Annotated in this window: 20 protein-coding genes; 9 read left to right on the plus strand and 11 right to left on the minus strand. The window is 32.1% G+C overall.

All coding sequences use genetic code 11. From position 1 onward, the window contains the following. Positions 1 to 107: 107 nt before the first annotated feature. Positions 108 to 497 (minus strand): HIT family protein, encoded by a 390-nt coding sequence (locus Q0828_RS01370; protein ID WP_298417039.1) that lies wholly within the window; start codon positions 495 to 497, stop codon positions 108 to 110. A 111-nt stretch (positions 498 to 608) separates the two neighbouring features. Then, complete coding sequence (gene greA / locus Q0828_RS01375) at positions 609 to 1,085, minus strand: transcription elongation factor GreA (protein ID WP_298417042.1); 477 nt, start codon at positions 1,083 to 1,085, stop codon at positions 609 to 611. 279 nt (positions 1,086 to 1,364) lie between these two features. Here greA and Q0828_RS01380 point away from each other — a divergent pair, with 279 nt between their 5' ends. Beyond that, on the plus strand, positions 1,365 to 1,808 hold the full coding sequence (locus Q0828_RS01380) for a hypothetical protein (RefSeq protein ID WP_298417044.1): 444 nt from the start codon (positions 1,365 to 1,367) through the stop codon (positions 1,806 to 1,808). A 92-nt stretch (positions 1,809 to 1,900) separates the two neighbouring features. Here the strand turns inward: Q0828_RS01380 and Q0828_RS01385 are convergent, their stop codons facing one another. Then, positions 1,901 to 4,288 (minus strand): TonB-dependent receptor, encoded by a 2,388-nt coding sequence (locus Q0828_RS01385; protein ID WP_298417046.1) that lies wholly within the window; start codon positions 4,286 to 4,288, stop codon positions 1,901 to 1,903. A 411-nt stretch (positions 4,289 to 4,699) separates the two neighbouring features. Here Q0828_RS01385 and Q0828_RS01390 point away from each other — a divergent pair, with 411 nt between their 5' ends. Further along, on the plus strand, positions 4,700 to 4,942 hold the full coding sequence (locus Q0828_RS01390; protein ID WP_298417048.1) for a hypothetical protein: 243 nt from the start codon (positions 4,700 to 4,702) through the stop codon (positions 4,940 to 4,942). Positions 4,943 to 5,145: 203 nt separating this feature from the next. Next, positions 5,146 to 5,343: a hypothetical protein gene (locus tag Q0828_RS01395; protein ID WP_298417049.1), complete on the plus strand. Its 198-nt coding sequence runs from the start codon at positions 5,146 to 5,148 to the stop codon at positions 5,341 to 5,343. An 81-nt stretch (positions 5,344 to 5,424) separates the two neighbouring features. Here Q0828_RS01395 and Q0828_RS01400 read toward each other — a convergent pair whose 3' ends face one another. Genes Q0828_RS01400 through Q0828_RS01425 form a run of 6 tightly spaced genes read right to left on the minus strand, consistent with a single transcriptional unit; the run spans position 5,425 to position 9,859 of the window. Further along, positions 5,425 to 6,972 (minus strand): DUF4301 family protein, encoded by a 1,548-nt coding sequence (locus tag Q0828_RS01400; protein ID WP_298417050.1) that lies wholly within the window; start codon positions 6,970 to 6,972, stop codon positions 5,425 to 5,427. After that, complete coding sequence (locus tag Q0828_RS01405; RefSeq protein WP_298417052.1) at positions 6,969 to 7,526, minus strand: ATP-binding protein; 558 nt, start codon at positions 7,524 to 7,526, stop codon at positions 6,969 to 6,971. Before Q0828_RS01405 ends, Q0828_RS01400 begins: the two co-directional genes overlap by 4 nt. Then, positions 7,481 to 8,185 carry a nicotinamide riboside transporter PnuC gene (gene pnuC, locus Q0828_RS01410; protein WP_298417054.1) on the minus strand — a complete coding sequence of 235 codons (705 nt, stop codon included), beginning with the start codon at positions 8,183 to 8,185 and terminating at the stop codon, positions 7,481 to 7,483. The genes Q0828_RS01405 and pnuC overlap by 46 nt, the downstream gene beginning before the upstream one ends. Further along, entirely contained in the window at positions 8,169 to 8,429 is a 261-nt protein-coding gene (locus Q0828_RS01415; RefSeq protein ID WP_298417057.1) for a YkoF family thiamine/hydroxymethylpyrimidine-binding protein, read from the minus strand. Before Q0828_RS01415 ends, pnuC begins: the two co-directional genes overlap by 17 nt. A gap of 55 nt (positions 8,430 to 8,484) precedes the next feature. Beyond that, entirely contained in the window at positions 8,485 to 9,204 is a 720-nt protein-coding gene (locus Q0828_RS01420) for a geranylgeranylglyceryl/heptaprenylglyceryl phosphate synthase (protein ID WP_298417059.1), read from the minus strand. A gap of 16 nt (positions 9,205 to 9,220) precedes the next feature. Further along, positions 9,221 to 9,859: a 4'-phosphopantetheinyl transferase superfamily protein gene (locus Q0828_RS01425; protein WP_298417061.1), complete on the minus strand. Its 639-nt coding sequence runs from the start codon at positions 9,857 to 9,859 to the stop codon at positions 9,221 to 9,223. A gap of 136 nt (positions 9,860 to 9,995) precedes the next feature. Between Q0828_RS01425 and ahcY the strand changes: the two genes are divergently transcribed. The 5 genes from ahcY to Q0828_RS01450 all read left to right on the plus strand — a co-directional run bounded on the left by ahcY (position 9,996) and on the right by Q0828_RS01450 (position 13,925). Next, positions 9,996 to 11,312, plus strand: a complete 1,317-nt coding sequence (ahcY, locus tag Q0828_RS01430; RefSeq protein WP_298417063.1) for an adenosylhomocysteinase — start codon at positions 9,996 to 9,998, stop codon at positions 11,310 to 11,312. A gap of 138 nt (positions 11,313 to 11,450) precedes the next feature. Continuing rightward, the gene (locus Q0828_RS01435; protein ID WP_298417065.1) at positions 11,451 to 13,136 is read left to right on the plus strand and encodes a helix-turn-helix domain-containing protein; all 1,686 of its coding nucleotides are present in this window, start codon (positions 11,451 to 11,453) and stop codon (positions 13,134 to 13,136) included. Positions 13,137 to 13,213: 77 nt separating this feature from the next. After that, on the plus strand, positions 13,214 to 13,408 hold the full coding sequence (locus Q0828_RS01440) for a hypothetical protein (RefSeq protein WP_298417067.1): 195 nt from the start codon (positions 13,214 to 13,216) through the stop codon (positions 13,406 to 13,408). 118 nt (positions 13,409 to 13,526) lie between these two features. Then, a complete protein-coding gene (locus tag Q0828_RS01445; protein ID WP_298417069.1) occupies positions 13,527 to 13,685 on the plus strand; it encodes a hypothetical protein in 159 nt (52 codons plus the stop codon). Positions 13,686 to 13,715: 30 nt separating this feature from the next. Beyond that, positions 13,716 to 13,925 carry a hypothetical protein gene (locus tag Q0828_RS01450; protein WP_298417070.1) on the plus strand — a complete coding sequence of 70 codons (210 nt, stop codon included), beginning with the start codon at positions 13,716 to 13,718 and terminating at the stop codon, positions 13,923 to 13,925. 67 nt (positions 13,926 to 13,992) lie between these two features. Here Q0828_RS01450 and Q0828_RS01455 read toward each other — a convergent pair whose 3' ends face one another. Beyond that, entirely contained in the window at positions 13,993 to 14,745 is a 753-nt protein-coding gene (locus tag Q0828_RS01455) for a LytTR family DNA-binding domain-containing protein (protein WP_298417073.1), read from the minus strand. 86 nt (positions 14,746 to 14,831) lie between these two features. Then, positions 14,832 to 15,944, minus strand: coding sequence for a histidine kinase (locus Q0828_RS01460; protein ID WP_298417075.1), 1,113 nt, complete (start codon positions 15,942 to 15,944; stop codon positions 14,832 to 14,834). Between the two features lie 224 nt (positions 15,945 to 16,168). Here Q0828_RS01460 and Q0828_RS01465 point away from each other — a divergent pair, with 224 nt between their 5' ends. Continuing rightward, entirely contained in the window at positions 16,169 to 18,550 is a 2,382-nt protein-coding gene (locus Q0828_RS01465; protein WP_298417077.1) for a TonB-dependent receptor, read from the plus strand. Positions 18,551 to 18,623 lie beyond the last annotated feature (73 nt).

Raw genomic sequence — 18,623 nt, forward strand, 5'->3', positions numbered from 1 at the left:
TACAAATTATACACTTTTCATAGATATTCTAATATGAACTACCTCAATCTTTTTCATCGAACCTTAAAAATAAATATGCAAAACTTGTAAACTGAGCGGTGCCGAAGTTACAATGCAGCTCTAATTTTATCAGCGACTTCTTGAAATTCTTCAGGAGTTAATTTCTGACTATTTCTAAAATCCATACTTTGCATATTCTGCAATGGAATTAAATGCACATGAGTATGAGGAACTTCTAGTCCAATTACAGTCATACCAACACGTTGACATGGAATTGATTTTTCTATAGCAATTGCAACTTTTCGCGAAAAACGCATTAATCCCATATATGTTTCTTCTGGCAAATCAAAGATTTTATCAACTTCCTGTTTTGGAATACACAATGTATGTCCAACACTATTTGGATTGATATCTAAAAACGCAAAATAGTTTTCATCTTCTGTGATTTTGTATGATGGAATTTCTCCGTTGATTATTTTAGTGAAGATCGAAGGCATGGGCAGTAATTTTATGTGGTTCTAAGATAAAAAAGTTCTTTGTATAAATACAAAAAAATCCTTTTTTAACATGTGAAAAAGGATTTTTTATGATTGTATTTTGATTTACGACTAACCTCTGGTAATTTCTAGTACTTCAAAGTTCATGGTTCCGTTTGGCACTTTTACCTCAGCAATTTCACCAACAGATTTCCCCAGCAAGCCTTTTCCTATTGGAGACGTTACTGAAATTTTCCCCGCGGCTAAGTTAGCTTCACTTTCTGCAACTAACGTATAGCTTACTTCCATTCCATTAGTTGTATTTTTCATGCGTACCGTAGAAAGCACTAACACCTTAGATGTATCTAATTGACTTTCATCAATGATTCTTGCCGTTGATAGTACCGTTTCCATTTTTGAAATACGCATCTCTAATAATCCTTGCGCTTCTTTGGCGGCATCATATTCTGCATTTTCACTTAAATCCCCTTTATCTCTTGCTTCAGCAATAGCTTGTGAAGCTTTTAATCTTTCAACATTTTTTAAATGATCTAATTCGTCTCTTAACTTTTTTAGTCCTTCTGGTGTATAATAAGATACTTTACTCATAATTTCTTCGTTTTCTATCTATTCATAGATCTGTTTTGCGTAATATATTCACTAACATGGATTTTATAACGCAAAAAAATCCCATTAATTACGGGATTTGTTATACAAATATAAGAAAATATTTAAAGTGGTCGTGAATGTGATTTTTAAAAAATGATTTTATGTAACTTGCGAGACGTAAATTTTATACTCGCTTAATATTGTATAAAAATAAGAATGCAAATGCTAATTTTTGGATTTTTAAACGACTTAATTAAAAATATAATTTAATATAAATAGATGAAACGTTTCTTGATTTTATGTTGTACAGTTGTAATATTATTTTCATGCAACTCTGATGATGGTGGAATGAATAATAATCCATACATACCTAATGCTTTGGTTCAATTTCAAATTGATTTAGGATTTCCTTTGTATGATAATTTACGTTTTGCTGGAGGTTCTGCTTTTATTGGAAATGGTGGTGGTGTTCGTGGTTTTTTTGTATTTAACTTATCCGGAGATCAGTTTTTAGCTTGGGAAGCAAGTTGTCCTAATCATATTCCGAACAACTGCTCACAAATGTCTATTGAAGGTGTTTTGGCTAAATGTTCTTGTGAAGATTACGAATATAGTTTAGCAAACGGGCAATTATTGAATCCGATAGAAGGTGGCGAAAATTATCCAATGATTAATTATCGTATTTCTAAATCTGGTGACGTATTGACAATTTCAAATAATTAGAGAAATAGTATTGAGGCTTCAGTACGAGACAATAGTATTAAAAAAGCGACTCTTTTGAAGTCGCTTTTTTTTATACTATGGTAGATTTATTGTTAGAATTTTAATGTCATTCCTAACAAGAAGTTTCTAGTAGCTTGTGGATAAAACCCAGCTCCTTCAATAGTTGTAGTTGTTCCTGGGTTTGACCAAGTATCATCGAATGTAAAGAAATATCCATTTGATACATATTCTACACCAAAAACATTATTGATTAAACCAGAAAATGTAATCGATTCAAAGATTTTATTTACCTTGATTTCATATGTAAGGTTTAAATCATTGATGAAATAACTATCTAATTTTGATACATCTGAGTCAATATTACCCATGTATTGTTCTCCTACAAATTTAGATAACAAGGAAACTTGAAAGCTTTCAGATGGTGTATAAGTGAAAATATTTCCTGCTACAAAATCAGGTGAGAAAGAAATATTTGTATTTCCTAAGCTTACCAAACCTCCATCTTTTGATGTTACAAAGTCTTTATTTTTATTTGTACTAATTGCTACATTTGGACGTACAGTGAATTCTTCACTTAATTTTATAGAAGCATCAATTTCCAAACCTAAACGGTAACTTTTACCGCTATTGGTACGCAAAGGCGTTCCTGTATCATCCAACGCACCTGTTAATACCAATTGATCATTGTATAACATGTAGTATGCGTTTGTATTTACCGTAAAGTTTTCACCTTTCCAACGCCAACCTAATTCAAAATCATCTAGTTGTTCTGGTTTTACATTATTGTTGTTTTCAAAATCGCTTCGGTTTGGCTCTCTGTTTGCTCTTGCATACGAGAAATATAAACTATTGTTTGCATTGACTTTATAGTTAATCCCTGCTTTCGGATTGAAGAATGTAAAATCTTCATCAATATTGAACAGATCTAAATCCGAGTTAACTCCTGTTGTTTTATAGCTTATTGTACGCAATTGCAAATCACCAAATAAACTTACTTTATCATTTAAGCGAATTGTTGCTTTTGTGAAGAAACTTAGTTCATTTTTCTTTGCATTTCCATCATAGTAACGATCTCTAATTTCACTATCGCTAGCAAAACGTGCCCAGATTACTTCTCCAAAATGATCACCATCATAGATTCCTAAGAATGCTCCAAAATCCATATCAAGATTTCCTTTTTTGTAATTTGCATTTGCATTTACTACATAGAAATCATTGTCTAACCAACGTCTACGAATTAAATCAGTTTCATTAATAGTAGTTCCATTGATTACAATTTCTTCAAAACCATATTCATCAAAAGGTTCGTCTTCTTTGTATTGCTCAAAGAAACCTCTTCCTCGCGTGTAGTTCAAACCCAAATTTGTTGTCCAACTATCTGAAAGTTTTTGATTCCAGTGAAATTGGTAATGATCTTGTCTGTAGTTATCTACTTCATTGTCATGGAAACGTACATTACCATTCTCATCTGTGTATTGACCAGAAGGGTTGAAAGTTCTGTTTTCACGTAATGTTGTTTCATCAATTCCGTTCCAAGCTTGGTATGTAATTTCATGTCCTCCAAAAGCCAATGCTTTTATCAACGTGTTTTCATCTACAAATGAAGCTTGTAAAAAGTATGAGCTTAAGTCAGAACTTGCTCGATCAATGTATCCGTCAGATTTAATTTTAGATAAACGACCTGCTAATTCGAAATTTTCATTTAGCTTTCCTGTACTAAATTTTACGGTGTGTTTTCTTGTATTGAAGCTTCCAAATGTATTTGAAATTTCTCCATTTGCTTTTTCAGAGGTTGCATCCGTTAATAAACTTAAACTTGCTCCAAAAGCTCCAGATCCGTTTGTAGATGTTCCAACTCCTCGTTGCAACTGAATACTCTCCGTAGATGAAGCCATGTCTGGTAAATTAACCCAAAAGGTTCCTTGACTTTCTGCATCATTAAACGGAATTCCATTAATTGTTACATTTACACGTGTAGCATCACTACCACGCACACGAATACCTGTGTACCCAACTCCTGCTCCAGCATCTGTAGTTGTTACCACAGAAGGCATAAAGTTCATTAAAACTGGAATGTCTTGTCCAAGATTTCGTTTTTCAATTTCCTCTTTTTCCAAGTTGGAATAGGTAATTGGAGAATCGGCATTTACACGAACTGCAGAAATTAATACAGCGTCTAAAGCTTCATTTTCTGCACCAAGAGTAAAGTTTAAAACAGTGTCTTTTGTAATTGTCACTGTTTTTTCAATAGGTTTGGAAAGCATACTTACTACTATTGTGTATGTTCCATTGGAAAGCTTTAAAGCATACTTTCCTTCAACATCAGAAACGGTACCATTGGTTGTTCCTTTTACCAATACAGTAGCACCTGGCAATACTTGCCCTGATTCATCTGAAATGGTTCCTGATAATGTAAAATTCTGCGCCTGTATACTGACTGAGAGTACAAAAAGGCATAAAAAAGCGAATAAGTTTTTCATTCGTACTATAAATTTAGCGACGAATAAAAGGGGTAATTATTCTTTGATTAAAATAATAATGATTAAAAAATTGACAGACTATGACTGTCGGCATACTAACCCTTTTTATATGTTTTCACATTTTCAAAGTTCAGTTCCTCCCTTGGCAGCATTACCTGCCCAGGTTCATTGGGTATAATCTCAGCGTTTTGAATATAATTCAAATTGCACCCCTTTGAGATGCCGCAAAAGTAATTCAGTTTTTTGAATTCTACATTGTTTTTTTTAACAATTATTACACATTTATTGATTCTTTTATCTCAAATATAACTTTAGTGAAATTACGCACATACCGTAAGTAAATATTTCTTTTTAACATTTTTATATCCTGAAAATCAGTATTTTTAGTATATAACCAAAATACTTTTAATTATGAGAAAACTAAATTTTCACAAGAAACTATCATTAAAAACTACTCGAATTTCTAATTTATCAAATGTGAATGCAATTTTTGGAGGAACGGCTGCCGTAAGATTCACAGAGAATCCATGTATTATTTCTAATGTAAATACGTGTCAAACAGTAACGGAACCTATTAAATTAACCGAAGCTCTATATTGTACACATACAATTGGAAATGGACAAAATCCTGACGGAACTCCATGTAAGTTTTAATCTAAAAAAGTACCGTAAACAAATTAAAACGTACATTAAAATTTGATGCAACAGCTTCATTTTTTAGAGTACGTTTTTTTGTTGGAATGGACTAGATAAACAGTTCAATTTTTGTCCTCTAATTATCGAATTACGGTTTATATGTTTTTTATAATCTATTTAAATGTAGTTCATTTATGCTTTAACATTTTAAAATCATTATTATGAAAAAACAGAATTTAGGCAAGAAATTGTCTTTAAAAACGGCAAAAATTTCAAAGCTTGCAAATGAAAATGCAATCATTGGAGGAGCAACTACTTTTTGTGTAACATTTCCTTTATGTGAAGTTACGGCATATCACCGTTGTGGGCATACTATTGGAAACGGACAAAATCCTGACGGAAGTCCTTGTACTGTTTAAATTGTAACATGTTAATATCGAGAACGATTATTGGTCTAAGTTGTTCTCGGTATTACATTTTCACTTACGTAGAAATAAAAACTACTTTATTTGATGTGTAGGTTTTAGTAAATCGTTGATAGTTTTTACAGGATTGAATGTGACCAACGGAACTTCTACAAAAACTGTATTCCAAAACGCCATAGCTCCATTCCACAAGCCAGGTAGTTCTAAGGCTTTTATTTTCTTACCACTTTTCGATTTTGAAGCAACGAAATATGATTTTTTATCAACAAACTGTGTTAGATCGTATTTGTTTCCTTGATAATCTTTTACACCACAAACAATATCAACAGGATTGAAATGTGTTGATTTTTTTAAGATACTTTGATGGTAATCGTTCTTTTTATCAATCTGTGCAGATTCTACAATTTGTAACGAAACCGAACCATTTTCATGTTTTACCCAAAATGGTCCACCGCCGGGTTCACCTTCATTTTTCACCATTCCACATACGCGAATTGGTTTGTTTAGTTTTTCTATGAGATATTCTATTTGATATTTTCTAGAAAATTTCTCAAATTCCTCGCTTATCTGTACATTTAACTCTTCAAAAAGAAAGTGTAGAACAGTATTGAGTTCTTCATCAGAAACACCATTATGTAGCATTTCCATAAACTTGAATGCTTTTTGTTGCAACTCAATGAGTTTTCCTCCCAAGATTTTTTTATTACGCGAAATCTCTTCTGCGTAAGTATTCACAACAACATTGTCTATATTCTTTATAAAAATTAAGTCTGCATCAATTGCATTTAAGTTTTCTATCAAAGCACCGTGTCCACCAGGGCGAAATACTAGATTTCCATTGGAATCTAAAATTGCTCTATTTTTCAGATCAACCGCAATCGTATCTGTTTTTTCAGATTGATAGGAATATGAAATTTCAAATTTACAATTCGTTTTTTCTTCAATATGATGTATTATTTCTTGTTCTTTTTGGATAAATTTATTGTAATGTTGTTTTGATATGGTAAAATGAAGTTTTGATTTCCCATTCTGACAAGCATAACTAGCTGCTTCAAATAAATGCTCTTGAAAAGGCGTTGACAAATGATTCTTATATCTATGGAAAGGCAACAATCCTTTTGGATAATTCCCATAATTCAGTCCTTTTTCTGCTAATAATGTACGAACAAACTCATAATTGAATGCATCAGAATCTTTGATGCGATCAATTTCTGTTTTATTCATAAATTTCAATACATCATCGAAAAAAGGCAATTTTTCAAATCCTATAAAGAATAATCGAACATCAGGCTCTCTTTCTTTATTTACATAAGAGTTTATCGAATCTTTTTTAGGATTGTAATTATCTAAGAATTTGTATAGAAATTTGAACATACGTGTGGCTGCTCCAGAAGCTGGTGTAAATTTGAGCACTTCTAGTGCATGATGTTCTTTTTCGTAAGTGTCTATATATTTTATTTCAGCAGCTTTATCAAGCTTTGTAATTCCTCTATCAATACTTGCATGTTCAGTGATATCTGTATATGGAATCTTTCTATCAAACTTGTCTAGTTGTTCTTCAACTTGTGTTAAGGTTAACCCTTTTTCTTCAATTTGCCTGCTATGTTTGTCTGAAAATTTCAATGGTTTGCTAATAATTTGTCTATTGCTGTAATGGCTTGGTTAAGTCGATTTGTAGGATTCCCCATGAGCAATATATGTGGTTGGTTATATATTTTTAAGGTTGCTTGAAATTCTGAAAATGCACGTTCTCGTTCGTTTGGTAAATCTCGAATCCCATCAGCTTTCCAAGGCACATCAATATAGGTTAAAAAATAGAAATCGGCAGTGTTTTTTGACACATATTTTTCTAAGTTTTTAAGATCATATTCAGGATAATAAATACGAGCATATGTAATCGTTTCTAGGATATCCGTATCACAAATTAACAAACGGTTTTGCGCAGCTACCTTTTCCAATTGCAACTGTCCTTCCGCAATAGGCATCACATCTTTTGCGGTTAGTTTTTCTCCTTTTTTATGTTTCGCTTCCGCGTAGATTCGCGCATATTCAGGCACATACGAAGCATTGTAATGTGCTGAAAGTTGCTTTGCCAGCGTTGTTTTCCCTGTAGATTCAGGCCCAAAAACAACTATTTTGAAGCTTCTTTTGCTTTGTTTTTCAAGGTTTTTCTCCATGCGATGTATCCAAAGATGGCTAAAATTAAGAAAATTGTGAATTGTATTGCCGTAAACCCAAGTCCTTTTACAAAATATAGTGGAACTGAAATGATGTTTCCAAAAATCCAAAACATCCAGTTTTCTATCTTTTTATTTGCCATTAACCACATTCCTGCAAAGAAAATACCAGTTGTAAATGTATCGAGATATGGTGTTATCTTTTTTATTTCTGCTAAGGAACCAAAACTTGAAAAGACTAAATCAATAGTTTCTTGTACATCTAAATGTTTGTCAATAACATCGTATTGTACATAAATTACATAGGTGAAAACCGCTGTAAACATAAAGATGAGCATGGTTTTTATCTTCTCCCAGAAATTAGTTCGTGAAACTTCAAGCTTAACATCTTCTCGAATTCGTGTCCACATATACCAACCATAAACACTCATAATAGAGTAATATACATTGATAATCATATCTCCATACAATACAAATTCATAGCATATATATATGTAAATAAGCGTACTAATAATTCCTGTTGGATATACCCAAATTTTTTCTTTTTTGGCAAACCAGACACTTGCAATTCCAAAAACTGCTGCAGAAAATTCTAAAAAAATAGCAAACCAAGTAGCTTCTCTATATGGCTCTAGTAAAAAATCAAAAAGTTGGCTCATAATTACTTCTGTCAGATTTTACAATTTTCATCGTCAGTAGAATGTTGTTTTCCTTTTCAAATGCCATTTTTACTTCGGAAGTCAATAATTTCATAATACCGTCGTAATCTCCATAGATTTGTGTACTTAATGGATTTTCCAACACGGTATATTCAGAAGCTCTGAGTTTTTTGATGAAATTGATAATAGGTGTTTCAAAATCATCTTGTAAAGGTGTTAAGGTTAATTCTACTGATATGTTCATTTTTTTGACTTACTCTTTTATTGGTCTTCGAGTGCCTCAGACCTCTTTTTGTTATTTATTTTTTCAGTTCTAATAAAAAGGCTTCATTTTCTTCAAAAGCAGTTCCAATGACAACCAAATCTGCACCAGCTTGGAAAGCTTCATTTAGTTGTGTTTTTGATCGGATTCCACCACCAACGATGAGTGGAATTTGTAGTTTTTTTGCTACTTGTTTTATAATTTCTGGCTTGACCATTTTTTTAGCGCCACTTCCAGCTTCTAAATAAATGAGTTTTTTTCCAGAAAATTCTCCAGCCAATGTTGTATGCAAAATTACTGTTTTTTCTTCTTGTGAAATTGGTTTTGTTTTACTCACACGTTGTACAGCTGTTTCTACACCGCCATCTATTAAAATATAACCCGTTGGAATGATTTCTAACTTAGAATCTATTAGTTTTGAAACTGATAGAATTTGTTGTTCGATTAAATATTCAGGATTTCGTCCAGATAGTAATGACAAAAATAAGATTCCGTCTGCTGCTGCTGTTATTTGTTCATGACTTCCTGGGAAAATCAATACAGGCAAATGTGTATGTTGCTTGATTGTTTTTGTGACTGTTTCTATCTTTTTTCCTTCATCCGTACTTCCACCAACAAATACATGTGTAATGATCGATTTGTGAACTTTTATGAAGAATTCAGGAATATGTGAAATTTCAATTTTATCAGGATCAATTAAGACAGCTACTAATTTTTGCTTGTCTTTTTTTGCTTGAAGCATTTCGTTGTAGATCATTTTCAATACGTTCGGTTTAACGATTTTCTTCTAAAGCGTATACACAGGTAAATCCTTCAAATTCTAAAAAATCTAGTGAATAGGTTGCTGTTTCTTTTCCATAATACACTTTTCCTTTTGTTTGGGAAGCTTCCATAGCGAAATCATCAATATCTATATGCTTTAAAAAGCTTAGTCCTTTTTCTGCAAATACTTTGTAAATCGATTCTTTTCCGCCCCAAACAATCGTTACTTTACGCACCAACGCTTCATGATTGGCTATGGTATTATATTCTTGTAATGGCGTGAATTTATGTGCGATACGTAAAATTTTATCGCGTTGTTTTTCAATATCAATTCCCACAGGAATTGTATCACTTACAATAATTGCCGAAAATTGAAACGAATGTGTGATAGAAATATGTTTTCCATCTTTTAAATGTGGCTTTCCTGTTTCGTCATAATATAAATCAAAATCTGTATATCCAAACTCAGCTAATAAATGGCGTACACTTAGAAATCCACGTTGATGAATTTCAGAACGCATTCCATTAAGTCGTTCTTGACAATGATTTGTTAATGTAACAGTCTTATTTAATTCTTCAAAAGACTCTTCTATCTTCCAAATCAGCACTTTAGTATGTTTATTTACTGTTATAGTTTTGTAAAGAGCCATTATATTAAAAAGTTATTTAGTACCTTTGCACTCGCAAACTTTTAACGCATAGAAAGCATTATAAAGTTATAGAGCGAATTTAAAAATATTTTGGGTTACAACCCATATTTATTCAAATTATAAAAAAAGAAAAAGTATGAGCACAAAATCAGTTCCTTACGTAGCGTATAAAGTTAAAGATATTTCTTTGGCAGCATGGGGAAGAAAAGAGATTGAGTTAGCCGAAGCAGAAATGCCAGGATTAATGAGTCTTCGTGAAGAATATAAAGACGAACAGCCATTAAAAGGTGCTAGAATTGCAGGATGTTTACACATGACAATTCAAACAGCAGTTTTAATCGAAACTTTAAAAGCACTTGGAGCAGAAGTTACTTGGAGTTCTTGTAACATTTTCTCAACACAAGATCAAGCTGCTGCTGCTATAGCTGATGCTGGAATTCCAGTATATGCTTGGAAAGGAATGAACGAAGAAGAGTTTGACTGGTGTATTGAGCAAACTTTATTTTTTGGAGAAGATCGCAAACCATTAAACATGATTTTAGATGATGGTGGAGATTTAACAAATATGGTTTTAGATCGTTACCCAGAATTAGTTGACGGAATCAATGGATTATCTGAAGAAACTACTACAGGAGTTCACAGATTATACGAAAGAATGAAGAATGGTACATTACCAATGCCAGCTATCAACATTAATGACTCTGTAACGAAATCTAAATTTGATAACAAATACGGATGTAGAGAAAGTGCTGTTGATGCTATTCGTCGTGCAACTGACGTAATGTTAGCAGGAAAAAGAGTTGTTGTTTGTGGATATGGAGATGTTGGAAAAGGAACTGCGGCTTCTTTTAAAGGTGCCGGAAGTATCGTAACAGTTACTGAAATTGATCCAATTTGTGCTTTACAAGCTGCAATGGACGGTTTTGAAGTAAAAAAATTAGAAAATGTTGTTAGTAAAGCTGATATTGTAATTACGACAACTGGAAACAAAGATATCGTTACTGGAAAGCATTTTGAAGCTATGAAAGACAAAACGATTGTTTGTAATATTGGACACTTTGATAACGAAATCGCTGTTGCTTGGTTAAATGACAACCATGGAAACACGAAAGTAGAGATTAAACCACAAGTTGATAAGTATACTGTAAACGGAAAAGACATCATCTTATTAGCTGAAGGACGTTTAGTAAACTTAGGTTGTGCAACTGGTCATCCAAGTTTTGTAATGAGTAACTCATTTACAAACCAAACATTAGCTCAAATCGAGCTTTGGAAACATGCTGACAATTATAAAAATGAAGTATACATGTTACCTAAACACTTAGATGAAAAAGTAGCACGCTTACACTTAGCTAAAATTGGAGTTGAGTTAGAAGAACTTTCTACTGAACAAGCTGAGTACATTGGTGTAACGGTTGAAGGACCTTTCAAGCCAGAATACTACAGATACTAAAATCTGAATTTAAAATATTCTTATAGAAACCCTTTGTCACATGACAAAGGGTTTTCTTTTTTATTATCTTGGGTAACAGAAATTTTATTTAAGTAACTGTTGAGTAGAGCTTTTTATTCTTAAAATTTGTTATACCTCATGAATTTCCGCTGCCACCTTTCTTGCTTATTTATTCTATGTTTTTTTAGTAGTGTTATTGCGCAAGAACACGACTCTTTACTTCAAAAATCGTATATAACTTTAAAAAAACAGTATAAAAACTTAGAGTATACCAATCCTAAATCTGCAAAAATTTATGCTGAAGCATTACTTTCAAAAGCAAAAAAAGAAGATAATGAATTGGAAAAACATCTGGCATTTTTATTAAAAGCTTCTTCCGAAAATTATTTTGGCAATATGGACGCTTCTCTACAATACATTGATTATTGTATAGCGTATGCAACGCATCAGAAAAACGATTCATTGTTAACAAAAGCATTGAGCCATAAAGGAAAAACCTATTTCACTTTCGGAAAATACAATGATGCTATTGTGTATTATTTGAAATTAGATTCTTTAGCTCGAAAAACAAAAAACATACGTTATCAAATTTATTCAAATCACAGTATTGGCATGATCAAAAACACTATTAACGATCATCAAGGAGCAACAGAATTATTTTTAAAAAATAAAGAGATTATCACACCAATATTAGAAAAGAAAAATTATCATACACTCTATCTAAATACATTAATTGGGCTTTGCTCTGCATATACTTATTTTGATGTAAATGCAGCTGCTAATTATTTACCAGAACTCAAAAAAATTAGTGTTGAAACAGACGACACCGATGCATTGAGTTATTATTTTTCATTAAAAGGAATTGTAGATTATAAAAGAAAGGAATATGATGAGGCATTAGCCGTTTTACAACAAGCAGACAGCTTAGTTACTTTATTAGGTAAAAAACGAAGTTTATATCCTATATACCGCTTTCGCGGGAAATCGTACTACGAAAAAGAAATGTTTTTGGAAGCAATACAATCCTTTGAAGCTATAAAAGTATTGCAAAAAGAAATTGATTTTGACGATTTTAAATTCAGAGAAGTTCTTTCTTTATTAGCAAATAGTTATGAACAAATTGGCGATACAGAAAAAGCATTGGAAAACTATCGCTTGGCGCATGAATTTTCATATACTGACACCATTCAAGAAACAATCCGATATACTATTTTAAAGAAATACGATAAAAAAACACTTGAAGATAAAATTTCTACCTTACAACTTACATCGAACCAAAAAGAAAGGCAAAACACTTCATTACTGTTCATATCTATAGGTTTATTGGTGGCGCTAATTAGCTTATTTTTAGCTTACAAACAACAACAACGTTCTAACAAGAGAAAATTTGATGAACTATTAAAACAGCTTGCAGAAAAGGAAACTTCAACAATTGCTATAGAGTCAACGAATAAATATCAGATTTCAGACAAAAAGATTTCAAAAATATTGGAAGGTCTTGAGAAACTAGAAAAATCGAACTCGTTTCTAAAGCCAAATACAAGTTTAGTTTCTGTTGCAAAAAAATTAAACACAAATACAACCTATTTATCACAAGTTGTGAATGAACAAAAAGGTGTCTCTTTTAAAAATTACATCACTGCATTACGCATCAATTATGTATTGCATAGATTGAAAAATGACAAAGTTTTACGTTCATATAGCGTCAAAGCTATTGCTAAAGAATTAGGTTTTAAAAGTGAAGGTGCATTTTCAAGAGCATTCAAGAAACAAACAGGGATTTATCCTTCATTTTTTATAAAAAACCTAGCCGCTATTTCATAAAATGAACGTAGCTGTTTTTCTTTCAACCCTTTGTATTTTCTATCTTCGAAAGAAATCTATTATAAAAAATATCGATCATGAAAAAAAAGAAATTAACGTCAGTTTCTCTAAAGTTTACAAAAACGAATGTCGCAAATCTAAATTCTATCAACGGAGGAAAGCTAATTTTAAGCGAAGAATCTGCTTGCTGTACTAAGTATCCATTATGCTTACATACACTAACTACACGTCCTGACAGCTTGAAAGCAAACAATGCTGCAGATGATATTTGAGAATAATTTTAACTCATAAAACGAGACCTCCATTTTATAAAACGAAGTTTACATAAATTGTTTACGGTAAAATTACATTCTAATTTCATGGTATTAATTAATGTAAACTTTAACAATTATGAAAAAAAAGAACGTAACAAAAACCAAATTACACAAAACAGTAGTTTCTAACTTAAATAAATTGAAAGGTGGATTAGGATGGATTTCCTTACCGCATACAGATTGTGCATGTTGGGCTCCGAGTGCTGACAAAAGATGGTCTAATGTCGGATGTTAAGAAAATTAATAATAATAAACTTTTACAATCATGAAAAAATCTAAAATTAAACTTAGTTTAAACAAAAAAAACATATCTAACTTAGAAACGAACACTGTAATTGGTGGTGTTTCTGGACGTACTTGTGAGTTAACCAATAAGTATTATAACACATGTTATACAGACTGTCCTGTTCCTGCAACTTGGTGGGATTGCTTTACGGTAGGTTGCGAAAACACTGTTCGTGTATGCGATCATTAGTATATAATTCTTTGTGATTTTATATAGAGCCATTATCAAAGTGCATATTTTGATAATGGTTCAAATTTCACATATCTAACCACTTTTTAAAATTGGTAGTACGTTCGCGTGAAACAATGATTTGTTCTTCTTGTGAAGGATGTAATTTTAACAACAATCGACTGTTGAAATAACTATGAATTTCCTGAACTGCGTTTACTGAAACCATATATTTCCTGTTGATTCTAAAGAAGTGAATTGGATCTAAAATTTCTTCCAATTGATCAATGGTATATTCTATTGGACATTTTTGTCCATTGTTTGTATATAAAAAAATGACACCTTCATCTGCCATAAAATAAGCAATATCTTCCACCTTATAGGTTTTAAACTGATTGCCCACTTTTACCATAAAACGACGTTTGTATTCTTTTTTGAATAAATGACGCAACGTATCAATATCGGTTGTGTTTTGCTGGCGATTGTCTATCGTTTCGGTATATTTATTTAATGCTTTTTTGAGTTCGGCTTTGTCAATAGGTTTCAATAAATAATCCAATCCATTATACTTAAAACCTCTAATAGCATATTCATTATATGCAGTTGTAAAAATAATTGGCGGATGTTTTTCTAATCGATCTATAATATCAAAACCATATCCATCGTTTAATTGAATATCTAAAAAAATTAAATCGGGCAAATCATTTTTTTTAAACCATTTATGGCCGCTTTCTACAGAAGAAAGTTGCGCCAAAATTTCACAATCGGGCGCCAATTCTTCAATCAAATTTCGCAATCGCCTTGAAGCTATATCTTCATCTTCTATAATTAACGCTTTCATTTATTTGTTTTTATTTTATGAATTTAGTCAGATGGAATTCACCAGTAGCCATTTTAACAAGTATCAACTAATAATTATGGTTTATTTCATACGCTTACAGTTTCTGTGCTTTCTTTTTGTTCGCTAATCAAATCACTTGACAATAATGGCATTTTTACTTTAAATTGTGTTTCGCTTTCTTCTATCAATACTTTGGTTTTTGTGTAAAACGCATATCTTTTTTTAATATTTACCAATCCTAATTGTGTTGATGCTTGCGAATCCAAACGCTTCCGCATATTATTTTGAACAATTAATGTATTATCTTTTGTGAAAATATCAATCGTAATAGGTTGTTCTTTTGAATAGTAATTATGCTTCAAAGCATTTTCCACTAACATCTGAATTGATAAGGTTGGAATAACAAATTTATGTGGTTGTGTGTTGATATTTGTATGAATTGCAATAGCGCCATCATGCCTGACTTTCATCATAAAAATAAAAGAATCTAAAAACTGTAGTTCCTTTTCCAAGCTTACCAAATCAGTTTCTCTATTGTCTAAAATATAACGATAACAAGAAGCCAAACGTGATACAAAATCAGAAGCCAAATCACGATCTTCATACATGAGCGAAGTCAGCGTGTTTAAACTATTAAACAAAAAATGCGGACTTATCTGACTTTTTAACGAATTGTATTTTGAAGTCATCATTTCCTGTTTCAACAACTGTAATGAAATTTCTATTTCTTTCTTTTCTTGTGTTGTTCTATAAAACTGATTAAATATGGTTAAAGAAGCTGTTATCAAAGTTGCACGCAAAAAATCGATTCGAAATCGCAACCATTCTTTTCCAATATCTACATTACAAATAGCGTCAATTTCAAAAATTCCTATATAATAAATAGTTGCTGCTACAGGCAATACTATCGCCATTGTTATCAACAATTTTTTTATACTATTCGAAATCGTAACACTTACAATTACTGGTGATTTTTTTTCACGACGCACCAACCAATCATTCACTTCCCAAGTCAGCATAAATAAGGTAAAAGCAGAGATATAATAAAAGATTGCTGTAAAATCTACAGCAGGTTCCATTTCATCGTGATCAATGGTTAGTTTTACTAAAAAAAACACCACCGTGATAATGATAAATCGAATTAATAGTTTCTTTAAATATGCTTTTTGAATCATGCTCTTATCTACAAGTAAATCCAAAGATAACCAGATATTTATCTTCAAAATAGACTTCGTAGCTTGAATTGTTAAATAAACACTTGAACTGTCAAATTAAAACACTCAATTGAATTTCTAGTTTTTACACCGCATAATCAACACTTAAACATGCTGTAATACAACTCAAGTAAAAATTCCACAACTTAAGTTTTCTTGATTTCACCCCTAATTTGATTATTTCAAATTTGAGTCAAAACTAAGAAATCATGAATAAACTCACCGTGCTATTTATACTCTGTTGCTCATTCAGTTTTGCACAAACTGGAATTATTAAGGGTAGAATTTTAGACAAACAATCAGAAACACCATTGCCTGGCGCAACAATTGAATTAGTCAATGCAAAAATTGCCACCGGAGTTACTACAGATATAAATGGTTATTATACAATTGAAAATGTTCCTGTTGGGCGACAAAGTATCAAAGTAAGTTATATTGGTTTTGAATCGATTACCATTCCAAATATTGTAGTAACTACTGGAAAAGATGCGATTATAAATGTTAGTTTGGAAGAAGCTTTTGATCAACTTGATGCAGTTGTATTAGCGCCTCCAACAAATAAAGACCGAACTATTAATAAATTGGCAACCGTTTCTGCACGACAATTTAGTTTGGAAGAAGTGAATCGCTTTTCTGGTGGACGAAGTGATGTTGGACGATTAGCCGCAAATTTCGCTGGAGTTTCTGCTCCTGATGATAGTAGAAATGATATTGTTATTAGAGGAAACTCGCCAACAGGATTGTTATGGCGTTTGGAAGGTGTCCCTATTCCGAGTCCAAACCACTACTCTACTCTTGGAACTACTGGCGGACCTGTTTCTGCATTGAATACAAACATGCTAAAAAACTCAGATTTCTTAACTTCTGCATTTCCTGCGGAATATGGAAATGCACTTGGTGGTGTATTTGATTTAGGCTTTAGAAAAGGAAATATTGACAATTATGAATATACAGCGCAAGTTGGTGCTTTTACAGGTGTAGAAGCGATGGCAGAAGGTCCTTTAGGTAAAAAACAAGGTTCGTTTTTAGTAGCGGCACGTTATTCACTTGTTGGGTTATTAGGTGTTGGTGCTGGCGGAACTTCAGCTACTCCAAACTATAGTGATATTTCATTCAATGTAGATTTTGGAACTGGAAAGTTTGGAAATTTAAGTTTGTTTGGAATTCTTGGAAACTCTGATATTGAATTTTTAGGCGATGATATTGATGAAGATGACTTATTTTCTGCAGAAGATGAAAATTCTTTTGTAGAATCAGGATTTGGTGTGGTTGGATTGAATCACAGATTGAATATTGGGCGCAAAAATTATTTAAAAACAATCGTTTCTTTATCAACCTCAACTAATACATTTGAATCGGATCGTTTTATTGATAAAGACACACCTCAAGAACGTGTTATACGATATACAGAAGCTGATGATACACAAAGTCGTTTTACGTTTTCTACACTTTTCAATACAAAATTGAGTAATAAAATTACGCTACGAACTGGTGTTTTATATGAAAGCTTTGGAATAGAATCGTTATTACGCGATCGTGAAAAACAACCAGATCTTAACAACGACGGCGATCCTGATTTATTTACATTTCGAAATACAGATGAAAGTTTTGGTTTGCTACAACCATATATTCAAGGACAATTTCGATTGACTAAAAAGTTAACATTAAATGCTGGCTTGCATGCACAATACAGTGACTTAAATAATCAGTTTGTATTTGAACCTAGAACAGCGTTGCGTTATAAAATTGCCCAAAAACATAGTTTAAATTTTGGTTTTGGAATTCATCATCAACAAGCACCTTTACCTTTATTGTTTCTGAACGAAGAAATTAATGGCGAGTTAGTACAAACAAATATTGATTTAGATTTCACAAAAAGCACACACTATGTATTGGGTTATGATGTAAAAATTGCCAGAGGTTGGCGCGGAAAGTTAGAAGTATATTATCAAGACATTGATAAAGCTGCTGTTGAAGCTTTTCCATCTAGTTACTCTTCCCTAACGGAAGGAACTGATTTTGTATTTGATAACGATAGGGTTTCATTGACAAACAATGGAACAGGATATAATCAAGGATTGGAATTAACGCTAGAAAAATTCTTTAGTGATGGTTATTATGGTTTGTTAACGACTTCAATTTTTGAAAGCAAATATGAAGGAAGTGACGGCATTGAACGTAATACACCTTTTAACAACGGTTATGTTTTTAATGTATTAGCTGGACGTGAATTCGCCATTGGGAAAGCAAAGCAAAATGTACTGTTTTTTGATACACGAGTTACGTTTGCTGGCGGACGTTATTTTACTCCTGTAGATTTACAAGCTTCACAACAAGCTGGTTTTGAAGTATTGCAAGAAGATATTGCGTTTAGTCAACAATACAATGATTACTTCAGATGGGATATAAAGTTTGGAATCAAAATTAATAGCAAATCAAAAAAATTATCACATCAGTTTTTTGTGGATTTACAGAACGTTACCAACCAGGAAAATGTTTTTGTAAGACGTTATAATCGTTTGACTAATAATGTAGATCAGGTTGATCAAATTGGTTTTTTCCCTGATGTCGGTTACAGATTACAGTTTTAGAAACTTAGTTTATTTAATTCTTGAGAACGCTTTGTTCACCATGAATAAGGCGTTTTCTTAACTATTAAAATTC

The organism is uncultured Kordia sp. (genome assembly GCF_947496985.1).
Classification (GTDB): domain Bacteria; phylum Bacteroidota; class Bacteroidia; order Flavobacteriales; family Flavobacteriaceae; genus Kordia.

Coding starts and splice junctions, on each gene's coding strand:
- Q0828_RS01450 (WP_298417070.1), top strand. CDS start 13,716: ATGAAAAAATCTAAAATTAAACTTAGTTTAAACAAAAAAAACATATCT.
- Q0828_RS01445 (WP_298417069.1), top strand. CDS start 13,527: ATGAAAAAAAAGAACGTAACAAAAACCAAATTACACAAAACAGTAGTT.
- ahcY (WP_298417063.1), top strand. CDS start 9,996: ATGAGCACAAAATCAGTTCCTTACGTAGCGTATAAAGTTAAAGATATT.
- Q0828_RS01435 (WP_298417065.1), top strand. CDS start 11,451: ATGAATTTCCGCTGCCACCTTTCTTGCTTATTTATTCTATGTTTTTTT.
- Q0828_RS01380 (WP_298417044.1), top strand. CDS start 1,365: ATGAAACGTTTCTTGATTTTATGTTGTACAGTTGTAATATTATTTTCA.
- Q0828_RS01425 (WP_298417061.1), bottom strand. CDS start 9,859: ATGGCTCTTTACAAAACTATAACAGTAAATAAACATACTAAAGTGCTG.
- Q0828_RS01455 (WP_298417073.1), bottom strand. CDS start 14,745: ATGAAAGCGTTAATTATAGAAGATGAAGATATAGCTTCAAGGCGATTG.
- Q0828_RS01370 (WP_298417039.1), bottom strand. CDS start 497: ATGCCTTCGATCTTCACTAAAATAATCAACGGAGAAATTCCATCATAC.
- greA (WP_298417042.1), bottom strand. CDS start 1,085: ATGAGTAAAGTATCTTATTATACACCAGAAGGACTAAAAAAGTTAAGA.
- Q0828_RS01420 (WP_298417059.1), bottom strand. CDS start 9,204: ATGATCTACAACGAAATGCTTCAAGCAAAAAAAGACAAGCAAAAATTA.
- Q0828_RS01405 (WP_298417052.1), bottom strand. CDS start 7,526: ATGGAGAAAAACCTTGAAAAACAAAGCAAAAGAAGCTTCAAAATAGTT.
- pnuC (WP_298417054.1), bottom strand. CDS start 8,185: ATGAGCCAACTTTTTGATTTTTTACTAGAGCCATATAGAGAAGCTACT.
- Q0828_RS01440 (WP_298417067.1), top strand. CDS start 13,214: ATGAAAAAAAAGAAATTAACGTCAGTTTCTCTAAAGTTTACAAAAACG.
- Q0828_RS01390 (WP_298417048.1), top strand. CDS start 4,700: ATGAGAAAACTAAATTTTCACAAGAAACTATCATTAAAAACTACTCGA.
- Q0828_RS01395 (WP_298417049.1), top strand. CDS start 5,146: ATGAAAAAACAGAATTTAGGCAAGAAATTGTCTTTAAAAACGGCAAAA.
- Q0828_RS01465 (WP_298417077.1), top strand. CDS start 16,169: ATGAATAAACTCACCGTGCTATTTATACTCTGTTGCTCATTCAGTTTT.
- Q0828_RS01385 (WP_298417046.1), bottom strand. CDS start 4,288: ATGAAAAACTTATTCGCTTTTTTATGCCTTTTTGTACTCTCAGTCAGT.
- Q0828_RS01415 (WP_298417057.1), bottom strand. CDS start 8,429: ATGAACATATCAGTAGAATTAACCTTAACACCTTTACAAGATGATTTT.